The following is a 13,211-nucleotide window of genomic DNA, read 5'->3' as shown; positions in this document are numbered from 1 at the left end:
AGAAGAAATGTCTGCAGCGTTGGTGTTGTACCGTGCCTCTGGCGCCCCCTTGTCCACCCCGTTCCGCCCGGCCGCGCTGGGTCAGGCCGACCCCTTTGCCGCTTCGCGTGAAATCGCCTGGCAGGGCAACGGCGGCATGAGCGCCGGACGGCTGCGCCTGGATGGCGCGTTGGCAATCGATATCGCCCGTTTCCCGCACCAGGAAACCCTGGTGGTGGTGCAGGGTGAACTGCATGTCGAGACCGAGGGCGCCGCGCCGCTGGTGCTCAAGCCCGACAGCGGTGTGGTGCTCACCACCGGTGCCGCGCTGCGGGTATCGGCCCCGGTGCCGACGCTGGTGGTGTTCTGCGCCGCCGATTGCCCGCAACCGGTGCAGCCGGGCGTGTTCCCGCTGGTGGCCGAGGCCGACTTCAAGCCCTCGGCCAATTCCCTGCCCAAGGAAATCCTGCTGGGGCCGGTCCCGCAATGCCGCAGCGACAACGTGGTCGATGAAACCTCCATCCACGCCAAGATCGGCACCTGGGATTCCACCCCTTACCACCGTATCGTGCGCCCCCATCCGGTCAATGAATTCATGCACATCCTCGATGGCGGGGTGCGCTTCGCCGAGCCCGATGGCGGCGTGGTGGCGGTGGAGCGGGGCGATGCCGTGTTCGTGCCGCAGGGTGCGTCCATCGGCTGGGAGAGCAGCGAGCGCGTGGCCAAGTTCTATGTGGTCCAGAGCGTGCCGGCCGGGGAGGGCAAGTAAGATGTCGCCCCCACTCGTCCAAGTCCAGAGCCCGACCACGCCGCCTGCTGCGGCCGACGTGGTCATCATCGGTGGCGGCATCATCGGCATCTTCACCGCCTACTACCTGGCCAGGCGCGGCATCTCGGTGGCCGTGGTCGAAAAGGGGCGCATCGGTGCCGAGCAGTCCAGCCGCAACTGGGGCTGGTGCCGCCAGCAGAACCGCGATGCCCGCGAGCTGCCCATGGCGACCAAGAGTATCGACCTGTGGGAGCAGTTCTCCGCCGAGAGCGGCGAGGACACCGGTTTCACCCGCTGCGGCCTGCTCTACCTGTCCAACGATGACGAGGAAATCAATCGCTGGGCCACCTGGGGCAAGTTCGCCAAGAGCGCCGGCGTGACCACCTATATGCTCGACAGCAAACAGGCCGCCGAACGTGGCCACGCCACCCGACGTCCCTGGAAGGGCGGGGTGTTCTCGCCCACCGACGGCACTGCCGATCCGGGCAAGGCGGCACCGGCGGTGGCGCGCGCGGTGATGAAGCTGGGCGGCCACGTGATCCAGCAATGCGCGGCGCGTGGTATCGAAACCGAAGGTGGACGCGTCTCCGGCGTGATCACCGAAGCCGGCGTCATCAAGACCCGCACCGCCATCCTGGCCGGCGGCGCCTGGGCGTCATCGTTCTGCCACCAGCTGGGCATCCGTTTTCCGCAGGCCTCGGTGCGGCAGTCCATCATGAGTGTGGCGCCGACCAGCGAGCCCTTGCCGGGCGCGCTGTACACCTCGGGTGTGGCGGTCACGCGGCGCAGCGACGGCTCTTATGCGCTAGCCATCAGCGGTCGGGCGCGGGTCGATCCGACCTTGCAGTTCCTGCGCTTTTCGCCGCAATTCCTGCCGATGTTCGCCAAGCGCTGGCGCAATCTGTCGCCGGGTGGCCTGCAGGCCTGGCGCAGTGGTCACGAGAGCCTGTCGCGCTGGCGCCTGGATGCGCCCACGCCGATGGAACACATGCGCATCCTGGATGCGCCGGCCGATCCGGTGTCCATCCGTGCCACCCATCGCCGCGCCATCGAACTGCTGCCCGAGCTGGCAGAGGCCCGCGTCACCCATACCTGGGCCGGCTATGTGGATAGCACGCCCGACGGCGTGCCAGGCATCGGCGAATTGCCGCAGACCCCGGGGCTGATCCTGGCGGCCGGCTTCTCCGGCCACGGTTTCGGCATCGGACCGGGCGCCGGGCACCTGATCGCGGACCTGGCCAGTGGCGTTACGCCCATCGTCGATCCGCGCCCCTATCACCCGAATCGCTTCAACGATTCGTCCTGGGGCAAGGTGGCGGACTTCTGACGTGGCCTCCGGCCGCTCTTGTCAGCGACGCCAGGGAACCGGATCGAAGGCGCGCCGGGCCGCTTCCAGGAAGACCCGCTGGCGCGTGGTCAAGCCCTCGCGACCCGGCAGCAGCGCCATGACGGGGGCCGGCTCCAGCTGCCAGCCGGGCAGGATGCGGGCAAGGCGGCCCTCGGCCACCAGATGGGCGCAATCCCATTCGGAACGCGCCACGAAGCCTTCGCCGTCGAGCGCCCAGTCGCGGGTGATGGTGCCGTCATTGGACGAGAGCATGCCCTTGAGCTTGACCGTCAGGGCCTTGCCGGTACGCCCTCCGGCACGGTCCACGGGAGTGAAGCGCAGGCGGCTGACGTCGTCGTCGTTCTCGCGCAGGCAGACATAGGGATACTCGGCCAGTTCGGACGGATGTTTCAGGCGCTGCATGCGTCGCGCCAGCGTCGGCGCTGCGCACAGGAAGCGTTCGTTGGGCGCCAGGAAATGCCCGACCCATGAAGAGTCCTTGACGCGCCCGATGGAGATCACGGCATCGGCACCGGTGGCGGCCGACAGGGGACTCTCGGCCAGCAGCAGGGAAATCGCCAGCTGCGGGTGGCTGCGCTGCAGAACGCGCACCAGCGGTGCCACATGGCGGCGACCGAAGCCGAACGGGGCCACCACCCGCAGCGATCCGCTGATCTGGGTCTCGCCAATGGACCCGCCGCGGTCGGCCTCGCGCGAGATGCTGGCGGTGAGCGATTCGATGCGCTCCAGGATGTCCATGGACTCCTGCACCAGGCGCTGGCCTTCGTCGGTCAGAGCGATGCCTCGCGCAGCGCGGTGTGCCACGCGCACGCCGATGCGGTCCTCGATGCGCTGCAGGCGCACCGTGACGGCAGGCGGCGTCAGATCCAGCAGGCGAGCGGTGGCGGCCAGCGAAGACGACGCGCCAAGGGCGCGCAGCAGTTGCATGTCATCGAGTTGTAGCATTAAAGACCTCTTAATGGTGAATTGAACGGATATTAAACATGGATGAGCGCCATCTGGCTACAGTCCATCCAGGGAAACTGCGGTCGCATAGCGTTTTGCTTTCCGGTTTCTTATCTGTTTTCTGACTTTTCACTTCGATCAATGGACCTCATGAATCACGACACCGATCCCCACCGCTACCCGGTCACCCTCAACCCGGTCGGCCTGGCCACGCCCGGCGGCCACTACAGCCATGTCGCCAGCGGCAACGGCATGTTGTTCATCTCCGGCCAACTGCCCATCGATGCCAGCGGCCACAAGCTCACCGAGGCGTCCTTCGAAGTCCAGGCACGGCAGGTGCTGGCCAATGTCGAGACCGCCCTCACCGGTGGCGGCAGCGAGATCGGCAAGCTTCTGCAGGTGCGCATCTACCTCACCGACGTGGCGCACTGGCCCCTGTTCAACCAGATCTATGCGGCCTGGGCCGGCGCTGCCCGTCCGGCACGCGCGGTCGTACCGGTACCGGCTCTGCATTTCGGTCTGCAGATCGAGGTCGAGGCGACCGCGTTGCTGTGAACACCTGGCTTTGCGACCAGGACCGCCCCCAACCCAAGGACATCCCGACATGACCCTCCACGCCTCTGCCTCACTTCCGCTGGACCACCTGGGCCGCACCGCCCGGCTGGCGCATTTCTATATCGATGGTGCCTGGGTGCGCCCGCAGGGCAGCGAATGCGCCAGCGTCATCGCCCCGGCCACCGAAGCGGCGGTCGGCGAGATCGCGTTGGGCAATGCTGCCGATGTGGACCATGCGGTGCAGGCCGCACGACGGGCCTTCCCGGCCTGGGCCGCGACTTCGCCGGTTGAGCGCGCCGCCTTGCTGGGCCGCGTGCATGCCTTGCTGCTGGAGCGCAGCGAACTGTTCGCCCAGGCGCTCACGCTGGAAATGGGCGCGCCCATCAGCTACGCCCGCAACGCCCACGTGCCGCTGGCGGCCGAGCACCTGCGCGTGGCCCGCGACAACCTGGCCGACTACCCCTTCATCCGCCCACGCGGCACCACCGCCATCGTGCGCGAGCCCATCGGCGTATGCGCCCTGATTACGCCCTGGAACTGGCCGATCTACCAGATCACCGCCAAGGTCGGCCCGGCCCTGGCGGCCGGCTGCACGGTAGTGCTTAAGCCCAGCGAACTGTCGCCGCTGTCGGCGCTGCTGTTCGCCGAGATCGTGCACGAGGCCGGCGTCCCGGCCGGGGTCTTCAACCTGGTCAATGGCACCGGCGCCGAGGTCGGCGCAGCCCTGTCCGTGCATCCCCAGGTGGACATGATTTCCATCACCGGCTCCACCCGTGCCGGCGTGCTGGTGGCGCAGGCGGCGGCAACCACCGTCAAGCGCGTGGCGCAGGAACTGGGTGGAAAATCGCCCAACCTGGTGCTGCCGGATGCCGACCTGGAGCGCGCCATCCCGCCCGGGGTGGCGGCCGCCCTGCGCAACATGGGCCAGTCCTGCAGCGCGCCCACGCGGCTGATCGTGCCCCGCGTGGCGCTGGATCGTGTGCATGCCCTGGCGCTGGCAGCGCTGGCGCAGATGCAGGTGGGCGATCCGTGGCAGGAGTCCACCACCCATGGCCCGCTGGCCAATCGCGCCCAGTTCCTGCGCGTGCAGCAGATGATCGAGGCCGGCCTGCAGGATGGCGCCCGGCTGCTGGCCGGCGGTCCTGGACGCCCGCAGGGGCTGGAGCAGGGCTTCTATGCGCGGCCCACGATCTTTTCGGACGTGCATACCGACATGGTGATCGCGCAGGAGGAAATCTTCGGCCCGGTCCTGGCCATCCTGCCCTACGACAGCGTGGAAGAAGCCATCGCCATCGCCAACGACAGCGTCTATGGCCTGGGTGCCCATGTGCAGGGGACCGACAAGGACCAGGTACGCGCCGTGGCGGCCCGCATCCAGTCCGGCCAGGTCCACCTGAACTACCCGGCCTGGGACCCGCAGGCGCCCTTCGGCGGCTACAAGCAGTCCGGCAACGGCCGCGAGTACGGCGTCGAGGGCATGGAAGAGTACATGGAAGTGAAATCGATCCTGGGCTATTACGCCTGATTGCCTGCCGAACCGGAGACAGAGCCGCATCATGGAACACACCCCCCATCAGCACGACAGCCTGCAGCCGCATCTGGCCCACTGGGCCGGCCTGCGCCGCGACCTGCATGCGCATCCCGAACTGCGCTTCGAGGAACATCGCACCGCCGACGTTGTCGTGCGGGAACTGGAGTCACTGGGCTATGCCGTCACCCGTGGCCTGGGTGGCACCGGCGTGGTGGCCAGCCTGCCGGGCAGCGACCCGCAGCGCGGCATCGTGCTACGCGCCGACCTGGACGCCCTGCCCATCACCGAGGCCAATGACTTCGCCCATGCTTCCTGCTCGCACGGCGTCATGCATGCCTGCGGCCACGATGGTCACACCGTCATGCTGCTGGGTGCGGCCCGGGTGCTGAGGCAGATGCCGACGCTGGCGGGCAGCGTGCACTTCGTGTTCCAGCCGGGGGAGGAGGGCGGGGCGGGGGCGCGCAAGATGATCGAGGATGGCCTCTTCGAACAGTTCCCGACCGAGGCCGTGTTCGGCATGCACAACTGGCCGGGCCTGCCGGCCGGACAGTTCGGCCTGCGCACCGGTCCCATCATGGCCGCCGGCTCGCGCCTGAAGATCACCATCACCGGCAAGGGCGCGCACGCGGCCCAGCCGCATCTCGGGCTGGACCCGATTCCGCTGGCCTGCTCCATGGTCTTGCAGTGCCAGACCATCGCCGCCCGTCACAAGGACCCGGTCGATCCGGCCGTGATCTCGGTGTGCATGTTCCATGCGGGTGATACCGACAACGTGATTCCCGACCGCGCCGAGCTGCGCGGCACCATCCGCACGCTCTCATCGACCCTGCAGCAGAAGTTGCAGGAAGACATCCGCCGCATGTGTCATGCGCTGGCCGACGCCTATGGCGCGCAGGTGGAGGTGGAATTCTTCCAGTACTACCCGGCGACCATCAATACACCGGCCGAGACCGAGTTCTGTGAACGGGTGATCCGCACGACCTTCGGTGATGCGCGAATCCGCACCGGCATCCCCGCCAACATGACCTCCGAGGATTTCGGCTTCATGCTGGAGGAGCGGCCGGGGACCTATGTCCTGATCGGCAATGCGCCGCAGGACCGCAGCTCCCATTCGCTGCACCACCCGCACTACGACTTCAACGATGACATCATCGAAGAGGGCGTGCGCTACTGGGTGGCGCTGGCGCAATCCTATTTCGGCAGCGGCCTGAACGGCGCGGCGCCTACCAGCCGTTGAAGCGCGGCCAGGTCGTCACGCTGCCGTCGGCGGCGATGGCCTGATAGTGCGGGTACTGCGCGCCGGTGGCGCAGGCGTGGTTGGGCAGGATGCGCAGGCGCGTCCCGATCGGCAGAAGCTGTGCGATCTGGCTATCCGGGCTGCCCTGGCGCGAGAGGATGCCGTGCTCCTGGTTGGCGCCGCTCATCAGGTAGCCTTGCAGTACCTGGCCATCCTCGGTGCAGACCTGGCCATAGCCGAAATCCTGGCGGCGCCCTTGGGTACCCCGGTCGCGGCTCATGGCCATCCATCCGGCATCGACAATGGCCCAGCCTTTCTCGGGCTGGTGGCCGATCACGGTGGTCAGCACGCTCAGCGCGATGTCATCGAGCGTATTGACGCCTACGTTGTACATCACCAGATCGAACATGGCATAGACCCCGGCCCGCACCTCGGTGACACCACGCAACTGTTCGGCGCGCAGGGCGGTCGGGGTGGAGCCGATGCTGACCACCTCGCACGGCAGGCCGGCGGCGCGCAGACGTTCGGCGGCGCGCACGCAGCCGGCGCGTTCCTGTTCGGCCACGGCGATGAGGGCGGCATCATTGTCATGGTCGTAGCTGGAGCCGGCGTGGGCCAACACCCCGCCCAGGCGCATGCCGCCTGCGTGCAGTATCGATCCCACGGTCAGCAGGACGGCATCGTCCGGGGCGATGCCGGAGCGATGGCCATCGACGTCGATTTCGATCCAGACTTCAAACGACGCATCGTGCTCCTGTCCGAAGGCCACGATGGCCTCGGCACAGACCACGCTGTCGGCCACGATCTTGAGATCGCAGCCCTGGCGACGCAGGGCCAGCGCCTGCTCCAGCTTGGTGGGCGCCATGCCTACCGCATAGACGATGTCGCGGATGCCGGCAGCAAAGAACTGCTCGGCCTCCTTCAGGGTGGAGACGGTGATGCCGCTCGCCCCGGCCTGCAATTGCGCCTGCACGACCTGCTGGCACTTGGTGGTCTTGACGTGGGGGCGGAAGCGCACGCCCAGCGCATCCATGCGCTGCTGCATGCGGGCGATGTTGCGCTCCATGCGGGTGATGTCGATCAAGGCGGCGGGCGTGGGCAGGGATGCCAGGCTCATGGGGAACTCCTGAAGATTGCACGTGAAGGAGTGCTGACTATAGGAGATGCACCCGGGGCTGTGCTTAATGCTCATTGAATCCAGCATTAAACGGTCGTTAATGAGCCTGCGCGTGCCTCCGAAAGACGGGCTGGCAGGGGAGACCCCGGTTCAGGCCTGCTCGAACTGCCGTATCGTCTCCAGCACGTTGGCCGTCGCCTTGTCCAGGCCAGGCAGGGCACGATGCGCCACGCCGATGTGGCGCTTGAGCACCGGGGAGAGGGGAACGATGCGGATATCCTTGTGGCGCTCCAGCTCGGCGGCCAGGGGCTGTTCCAGCGGCAGGACGGCGGCGCCGTAGCCGGCCGAGACCAGGCTCTTCATGGCTTCGTTGTAGTTGAGTTCGATACGCGCGCGCGGGTTTTCCCCGGCCTCGGCGAACCAGGCCATGGTCAGGCGATACATCTGCGTGGTCGCATCGTTGAAGATCATTGGCTTGTCCACCAGCCAGCCCGGCTTGATCGCCGCCGGTGATTTCCACGTGGCCGGCAGGAAGGCCATCATGCGGTCACTGCGCCAATGCGTGATCAGGATGTCCTTGGAAGACTGGATCGGGGTGGCCACCAGGCCGATGTCGAGCGTGCCTTCCTGCAGGCGCGCCATGGTCTCGTTCGAGCCCAGGATGTTGACCTCCACATCGATGCCGGGAAAGCTGCTTTCCAGCTTGCGCAATACGCGCGGCAGCAGGTTCACAACCACCCCCGTCGAAGTCCCCAGTCGCACCCGTCCCACCTTGCCTTCCACGTGTTTTCTGGCCACCTCCAGCAGATCGTCGGCGTCGCGTAACAGTCGCCTGGCCCGTTCGATCACCAGTGCGCCCAGGGCCGTGGCCTGTACCCGGCGACTGCCACGCATGAGCAGGGCACCGCCCAGGCGCGCCTCAAGATCGCTGACATGCAGGCTGATGGTTGGCTGGGCCAGGTGCAGCGCATTGGCGGCGGCCGAAAAGGTCCCCAGGTCGACGATGTTGACCAGTGTGCGCAACTGGTCCAGGCTGAGTTCTCGCATCAGGTTTCCTGATAATAGATGTCATCAAACTCAATTTTACCAATAGCCTGGATTGCCTGATCATGTGCGCATTCAACCAAGGAGAAGTCCATGTGGCCTATCGTCAGCCAGGTCCTTGCCCGCGTACTCGGGGACTACAGCAGATCACGCGGCGCCGCAGTCGTTGAGATCAGGGGCATGGAGGCCCGCGAACTCAATGACCTGGGCATCGGCGCCAGCGAAGTCGATTACGTGCTCAGGGATGGCCGCCAGGAGGCTGGCTCCCGCCTGCTTCCCGTCCATCTGCCGTAGGGATGAGGGTCTTAGGGCCTGTTCACACTAAACAGGCCCTAGTCCAGCTTGAACTTGCCCACCACCGCAGCGAGGTTGCCGGCCTGGACCTTGAGTGAATCGGCGGCGGCTGCCGCTTGTTCCACCAGGGCGGCGTTCTGCTGGGTGGTCTCGTCCATCTGCGTGATGGCCAGGTTCACTTCATTGATGCCGCCGCTCTGTTCCTGAGTGGCGGCGCTGATCTCGGCCACCACATCGGTCACGCGCCGCACGCTGGCGACCACCTCGTTCATGGTGCTGCCGGCGCGTTCCACCAGGGCGCTGCCGGCGCTGACCTTCTGCACCGAATCGTCGATCAGTTCCTTGATCTCCTTGGCTGCTCCGGCCGAACGCTGGGCCAGCGAGCGCACCTCCGAGGCCACCACCGCGAAGCCACGGCCTTGTTCGCCGGCACGGGCTGCTTCCACCGCTGCGTTCAGGGCCAGGATGTTGGTCTGGAAGGCGATGCCGTCGATCACGCTGATGATGTCGGCGATGCGGCGCGAGCTTTCGGTGATGCCTTCCATGGTCTGCACCACCTGGCCCACCACCTCGCCGCCCTGGCTGGCGATGTCCGAGGCAGTGGCGGCCAGCTGGTTGGCCTGGCGGGCGTTGTCAGCGTTCTGGGTCACGGTGGAGGTGAGCTGCTCCATGGCCGAGGCGGTCTCCTCCAGGGAACCCGCCTGCTGCTCGGTGCGGTTGGACAGGTCCAGGTTGCCGCGGGCGATTTCGTTGGAGGCGGTGGCGATGGTGTCGGTACCTTGGCGCACCTCGTTGACGATGTCGCGCAGGCTTTCATTCATGGCGCGCAGGGCTTCCATCAGGCGACCGGTTTCATCGCGCCCGGCCGGGCGGATGCGCAGCGTCAGGTCACCGCGCGCCACGCGCTGGGCGATCTCCACCGCTTCCTTGAGCGGGCGCGCCACATTGGCGGCCACCACGAAGGCCAGCAGCGAACCGATCGCCATGGTCGCCAGCAACAGCCCGCCGATCCAGCGCTGGGCGCCACGGAATACACCAGTGGCTTCTTCGTCGGCCCGGGCGCTGCCGCTGGCGTTGATCTTCACGATGGCGTCCAGATTACCGACCATGGCGCCATACAGCCGCGCCGATTCGCCCTTGAAGAGCACGCGGGTCTCGTCGTATTGCTGATTGGCCGCCATCTCCGCCAGTTGCTCATCGACCTTGATGTAGGCGGCCAGGTTCTTGCCGAACTGGGCGTACTGCTCCTTTTCCTGCGGCTCGGACATGCGTTGTTCGAAGACGGCGCGTTGCTTGGCCAGCGCCTCCAGGCGCGTCTTGATGGCCTGGTTGGCGGCGGCGCGCTCCTGCGGGGTGACGGCGGTGACCAGTTCCAGTTCGGTCAGGCGCAGCGGCGGCAGCGAACCCTGCAGCTCGCGCGCAGCATCCATGGTCGGCATCCATTTGGTGACGATCTCGCCGGAAGCGTTGTTGACCTGCTTGAGCTCCTTGATGGCGAACAGGCCCTGCAGCAGGGTCAGTGCGATCACCACGGCAAAGGACAGGGCCAGCTTCCTGGCGATGTTGAGGTTGTAGAACCAGATCATGTCTTCCTCGCATTCGATTGCTATCGTTGTTGGTATCGGACCCAGGCGATGCGATCGAAGCGGAGCCGCCCGTCTGGCGTGCGGGCGTGCGGGCGCGAGAAGTCAGGAGCGGCGGCCGGCCCGGCTGGGCGGTCGCGGCGAGCAATGAAGTGCTGGTGATGTCATGCTGTCATGCCGTCACGAAGCGTCTGCTTCCTGCCCATCCTGTCTCTCTTCTTGCCGCCGGCCTCCCTGTGCTGCCGGCGTTTGCTTGTTCGATGGTCGCATGGCTGAATCGCCAACGATAGTAATCAGCGGCAAGACTTCCATCCAATGAAATTATTCTTTCGGGCAATGCGCGATTTGATATCGATGTGCAGCCCGTTCCCGTCGGCCGCGGCATAGGCTGGCGACGGACGAAAAAAAAGACCGGGCGAACCCGGTCTTTTCTGGCTGCTTGCTTAGGGCCTGGCTCAGGCCTTGGACTTGCCGTCCTGTGCCTTGGCCGCTGCCAGCGCGGTCATGTTGATGACGCGACGCACCGTGCTCGACGGGGTCAGCACATGCACCGGGGCGGCCGCACCCAGCAGGATGGGGCCGATGGTGGTGCCCTGGCCGCTGCTGGTCTTCAACACGTTGAAGAGGATGTTGGCCGCATCCAGGTTGGGGCAGACCAGCACGTTGGCCGCGCCGGTGAGACCGCTGTCGGCCAGGCCGACGTTGTTGCGGATCTTTTCCGACAGGGCGGCGTCGCCGTGCAGTTCACCGGCCGATTCCACTTCCGGGGCCAGCTTCCTGAAGGCTTCATGCGCCTGCGCCATCTTGCGGGCCGACGGGCGCGAGGAACTGCCATGGTTGGAGTGCGACAGGAAGGCTACCTTGGGCGGCACGCCGAAACGCGCCACTTCTTCGGCGGCGGCCTTGGCGATGCGCGCCAGTTGCTCGGCGTCCGGGGTGTCGTTGACGTAGGTGTCGGTGATGAAGAGGGTCTGGTCCGGCAGCAGCACGGCGTTCAATGCCGCGAATTCCTGGGCGCCGTCCTTCAGGCCGATGACCTTTTCCACATGCGCCAGGTGGCCGTCGTAGTTGCCGTCCAGGCCGCACAGCATGGCATCGGCGTCGCCGGCCTTGACCATCAGCGCGGCCAGCAGGCTGCCGCTGGCACGCACGTCGGCTTCGCTGCCGCCCTGGTATTGCGCGGCGTAGGCGGCCACGCGGGCATCGCTGGCGGGGTTGATGACTTGCACGTTCTGGCCGATCTTCAGGCGCAGGCCAGCCTTCTTGATGCCGGCTTCGATGGCGTCCGGGCGACCGACCAGGATGGGCGCGGCCAGGCCTTCATCGGCCACGAACTGCACCGCGCGCAGGACGCGCTCGTCTTCACCGTCGGCATAGACCACGCGCTGCGCGGCCACCTTGGCGGTGTTGAAGACGGGCTGCATGAACATGCCGGTCTGGTAGATGAAGCGGGTCAACTCTTCGCGGTAGGCGGCGTAGTCCTTGATGGGACGGGTCGCCACTCCGGACTCGGCGGCAGCCTTGGCCACGGCCGGGGCGATCTTGAGGATCAGGCGCGAATCGAAGGGGGTCGGGATCAGGTAGTCGGCACCGAACACCAGCTCCTTGCCGGGATAGGCGGCGCTGACTTCAGCGCTGGTCTCGGCCTTGGCCAGGTCGGCGATCTCGCGCACGCAGGCCAGCTTCATGGCTTCGGTGATCTTGGTGGCGCCGCAGTCCAGCGCGCCACGGAAGATGTAGGGGAAGCACAGCACGTTGTTGACCTGGTTCGGATAGTCCGAACGACCGGTGGCGATGATGCAGTCCGGGCGCACCGACTTGGCCAGTTCGGGGCGGATTTCCGGTTCCGGGTTGGCCAGGGCCAGGATGATGGGCTTGTCGGCCATGGTCTTGACCATGTCGGCGGTCAGCACGCCCGGGGCCGAGCAGCCCAGGAAGACGTCGGCGCCATTGACCACGTCGGCCAGGGTGCGCGCTTCGGTCTTGATGGCGTAGCGTTGCTTGGAAGCGTCCAGGCCACCGGGGCGACCTTCATAGATGACGCCCTTGCTGTCGACCATGAAGACGTTCTCGCGCTTCACACCCAGGCCGATCATCACTTCCACGCAGGCAATCGCAGCTGCACCGGCGCCGGAGACGGCGATCTTGACGCTACCGATGTCCTTGCCCACCAGTTCCAGGCCGTTCAGCAGGGCCGCCGAGGAGATGATGGCGGTGCCGTGCTGGTCATCGTGGAAGACCGGGATGTTCATGCGCGCCGACAGCTTCTGCTCGATGTAGAAGCACTCGGGGGCCTTGATGTCTTCCAGGTTGATGCCGCCCAGGGTGGGCTCCAGCGAGGCGATGATCTCGACCAGCTTGTCCGGGTCGGTCTCGGCCAGTTCGATGTCGAACACGTCCACGCCGGCAAACTTCTTGAACAGGCAACCCTTGCCTTCCATCACCGGCTTGGACGCCAGCGGACCGATGTTGCCCAGGCCCAGCACGGCGGTGCCGTTGGAGACCACGGCCACCAGGTTGCCGCGCGAGGTGTAGTCGAAGGCTTTCAGCGGATCGGCTTCGATATCCAGGCAGGGATAGGCCACGCCCGGCGAATAGGCCAGCGACAGGTCGCGCTGGTTGGACAGCGGCTTGGTGGGGCGGACTTCGATCTTGCCGCGCGACGGGGTGCGATGGTATTCGCGGGCGGCGTCACGCAGGAGTTGCTCGGCGGCGGAAATTTGTTGGGTCATGATCTTGATGAGGGATTAACGGTCTTGAGGAAGCGAGGGCCGGATGCAGGCGGCTCGCGTTCGCTGTTCTGGTTTCC

General features: G+C 66.4%; 11 protein-coding genes. 6 read left to right on the top strand and 5 right to left on the bottom strand.

Annotated elements, in window-relative coordinates:
• The first annotated feature begins 7 nt into the window (after positions 1-7).
• Both ACEOAC_RS20130 and ACEOAC_RS20125 read left to right on the top strand, forming a co-directional pair.
• Positions 8-748 (top strand): cupin domain-containing protein, encoded by a 741-nt coding sequence (locus ACEOAC_RS20130; protein WP_413445053.1) that lies wholly within the window; start codon positions 8-10, stop codon positions 746-748.
• Position 749: 1 nt separating this feature from the next.
• Positions 750-2,075 carry an NAD(P)/FAD-dependent oxidoreductase gene (locus tag ACEOAC_RS20125; RefSeq protein WP_234295681.1) on the top strand — a complete coding sequence of 442 codons (1,326 nt, stop codon included), beginning with the start codon at positions 750-752 and terminating at the stop codon, positions 2,073-2,075.
• 21 nt (positions 2,076-2,096) lie between these two features.
• Here the strand turns inward: ACEOAC_RS20125 and ACEOAC_RS20120 are convergent, their stop codons facing one another.
• A complete protein-coding gene (locus tag ACEOAC_RS20120) occupies positions 2,097-3,041 on the bottom strand; it encodes a LysR family transcriptional regulator (RefSeq protein ID WP_413628548.1) in 945 nt (314 codons plus the stop codon).
• 150 nt (positions 3,042-3,191) lie between these two features.
• Between ACEOAC_RS20120 and ACEOAC_RS20115 the strand changes: the two genes are divergently transcribed.
• From ACEOAC_RS20115 to ACEOAC_RS20105, 3 genes are read left to right on the top strand one after another with little or no spacing between them, the layout of a single operon-like run.
• On the top strand, positions 3,192-3,596 hold the full coding sequence (locus ACEOAC_RS20115; RefSeq protein ID WP_077236571.1) for a RidA family protein: 405 nt from the start codon (positions 3,192-3,194) through the stop codon (positions 3,594-3,596).
• Positions 3,597-3,645: 49 nt separating this feature from the next.
• Positions 3,646-5,121 (top strand): aldehyde dehydrogenase family protein, encoded by a 1,476-nt coding sequence (locus ACEOAC_RS20110; protein WP_413445051.1) that lies wholly within the window; start codon positions 3,646-3,648, stop codon positions 5,119-5,121.
• A gap of 31 nt (positions 5,122-5,152) precedes the next feature.
• Positions 5,153-6,364, top strand: a complete 1,212-nt coding sequence (locus ACEOAC_RS20105) for a M20 aminoacylase family protein (protein ID WP_413445050.1) — start codon at positions 5,153-5,155, stop codon at positions 6,362-6,364.
• Here ACEOAC_RS20105 and ACEOAC_RS20100 read toward each other — a convergent pair.
• Positions 6,351-7,481 (bottom strand): DSD1 family PLP-dependent enzyme, encoded by a 1,131-nt coding sequence (locus ACEOAC_RS20100; RefSeq protein WP_413628547.1) that lies wholly within the window; start codon positions 7,479-7,481, stop codon positions 6,351-6,353. The two genes, ACEOAC_RS20105 and ACEOAC_RS20100, sit on opposite strands and share 14 nt — an antisense overlap.
• 150 nt (positions 7,482-7,631) lie before the next feature.
• Positions 7,632-8,528, bottom strand: coding sequence for a LysR family transcriptional regulator (locus ACEOAC_RS20095; protein ID WP_413445157.1), 897 nt, complete (start codon positions 8,526-8,528; stop codon positions 7,632-7,634).
• Between the two features lie 90 nt (positions 8,529-8,618).
• On the opposite strand from ACEOAC_RS20095, the gene ACEOAC_RS20090 reads away from it, so the two are divergent.
• A complete protein-coding gene (locus ACEOAC_RS20090; protein WP_241811494.1) occupies positions 8,619-8,819 on the top strand; it encodes a hypothetical protein in 201 nt (66 codons plus the stop codon).
• A gap of 38 nt (positions 8,820-8,857) precedes the next feature.
• Here the strand turns inward: ACEOAC_RS20090 and ACEOAC_RS20085 are convergent, their stop codons facing one another.
• Together ACEOAC_RS20085 and ACEOAC_RS20080 are read right to left on the bottom strand one after the other, a co-directional pair.
• Positions 8,858-10,405, bottom strand: coding sequence for a methyl-accepting chemotaxis protein (locus tag ACEOAC_RS20085; RefSeq protein ID WP_413445156.1), 1,548 nt, complete (start codon positions 10,403-10,405; stop codon positions 8,858-8,860).
• Between the two features lie 452 nt (positions 10,406-10,857).
• Positions 10,858-13,134: an NADP-dependent malic enzyme gene (locus ACEOAC_RS20080; RefSeq protein WP_413445155.1), complete on the bottom strand. Its 2,277-nt coding sequence runs from the start codon at positions 13,132-13,134 to the stop codon at positions 10,858-10,860.
• Positions 13,135-13,211 lie beyond the last annotated feature (77 nt).

Source organism: Herbaspirillum frisingense, from assembly GCF_047325095.1.
Lineage (GTDB): Bacteria > Pseudomonadota > Gammaproteobacteria > Burkholderiales > Burkholderiaceae_D > Herbaspirillum > Herbaspirillum frisingense.
This window is presented reverse-complemented; position numbering and strand designations above follow the sequence as displayed.

Excerpts from the sequence above, each read along its gene's own strand:
- ACEOAC_RS20130 (WP_413445053.1), top strand. The coding sequence starts at position 8 with ATGTCTGCAGCGTTGGTGTTGTACCGTGCCTCTGGCGCCCCCTTGTCC.
- ACEOAC_RS20125 (WP_234295681.1), top strand. The coding sequence starts at position 750 with ATGTCGCCCCCACTCGTCCAAGTCCAGAGCCCGACCACGCCGCCTGCT.
- ACEOAC_RS20120 (WP_413628548.1), bottom strand. The coding sequence starts at position 3,041 with ATGCTACAACTCGATGACATGCAACTGCTGCGCGCCCTTGGCGCGTCG.
- ACEOAC_RS20115 (WP_077236571.1), top strand. The coding sequence starts at position 3,192 with ATGAATCACGACACCGATCCCCACCGCTACCCGGTCACCCTCAACCCG.
- ACEOAC_RS20110 (WP_413445051.1), top strand. The coding sequence starts at position 3,646 with ATGACCCTCCACGCCTCTGCCTCACTTCCGCTGGACCACCTGGGCCGC.
- ACEOAC_RS20105 (WP_413445050.1), top strand. The coding sequence starts at position 5,153 with ATGGAACACACCCCCCATCAGCACGACAGCCTGCAGCCGCATCTGGCC.
- ACEOAC_RS20100 (WP_413628547.1), bottom strand. The coding sequence starts at position 7,481 with ATGAGCCTGGCATCCCTGCCCACGCCCGCCGCCTTGATCGACATCACC.
- ACEOAC_RS20095 (WP_413445157.1), bottom strand. The coding sequence starts at position 8,528 with ATGCGAGAACTCAGCCTGGACCAGTTGCGCACACTGGTCAACATCGTC.
- ACEOAC_RS20090 (WP_241811494.1), top strand. The coding sequence starts at position 8,619 with ATGTGGCCTATCGTCAGCCAGGTCCTTGCCCGCGTACTCGGGGACTAC.
- ACEOAC_RS20085 (WP_413445156.1), bottom strand. The coding sequence starts at position 10,405 with ATGATCTGGTTCTACAACCTCAACATCGCCAGGAAGCTGGCCCTGTCC.
- ACEOAC_RS20080 (WP_413445155.1), bottom strand. The coding sequence starts at position 13,134 with ATGACCCAACAAATTTCCGCCGCCGAGCAACTCCTGCGTGACGCCGCC.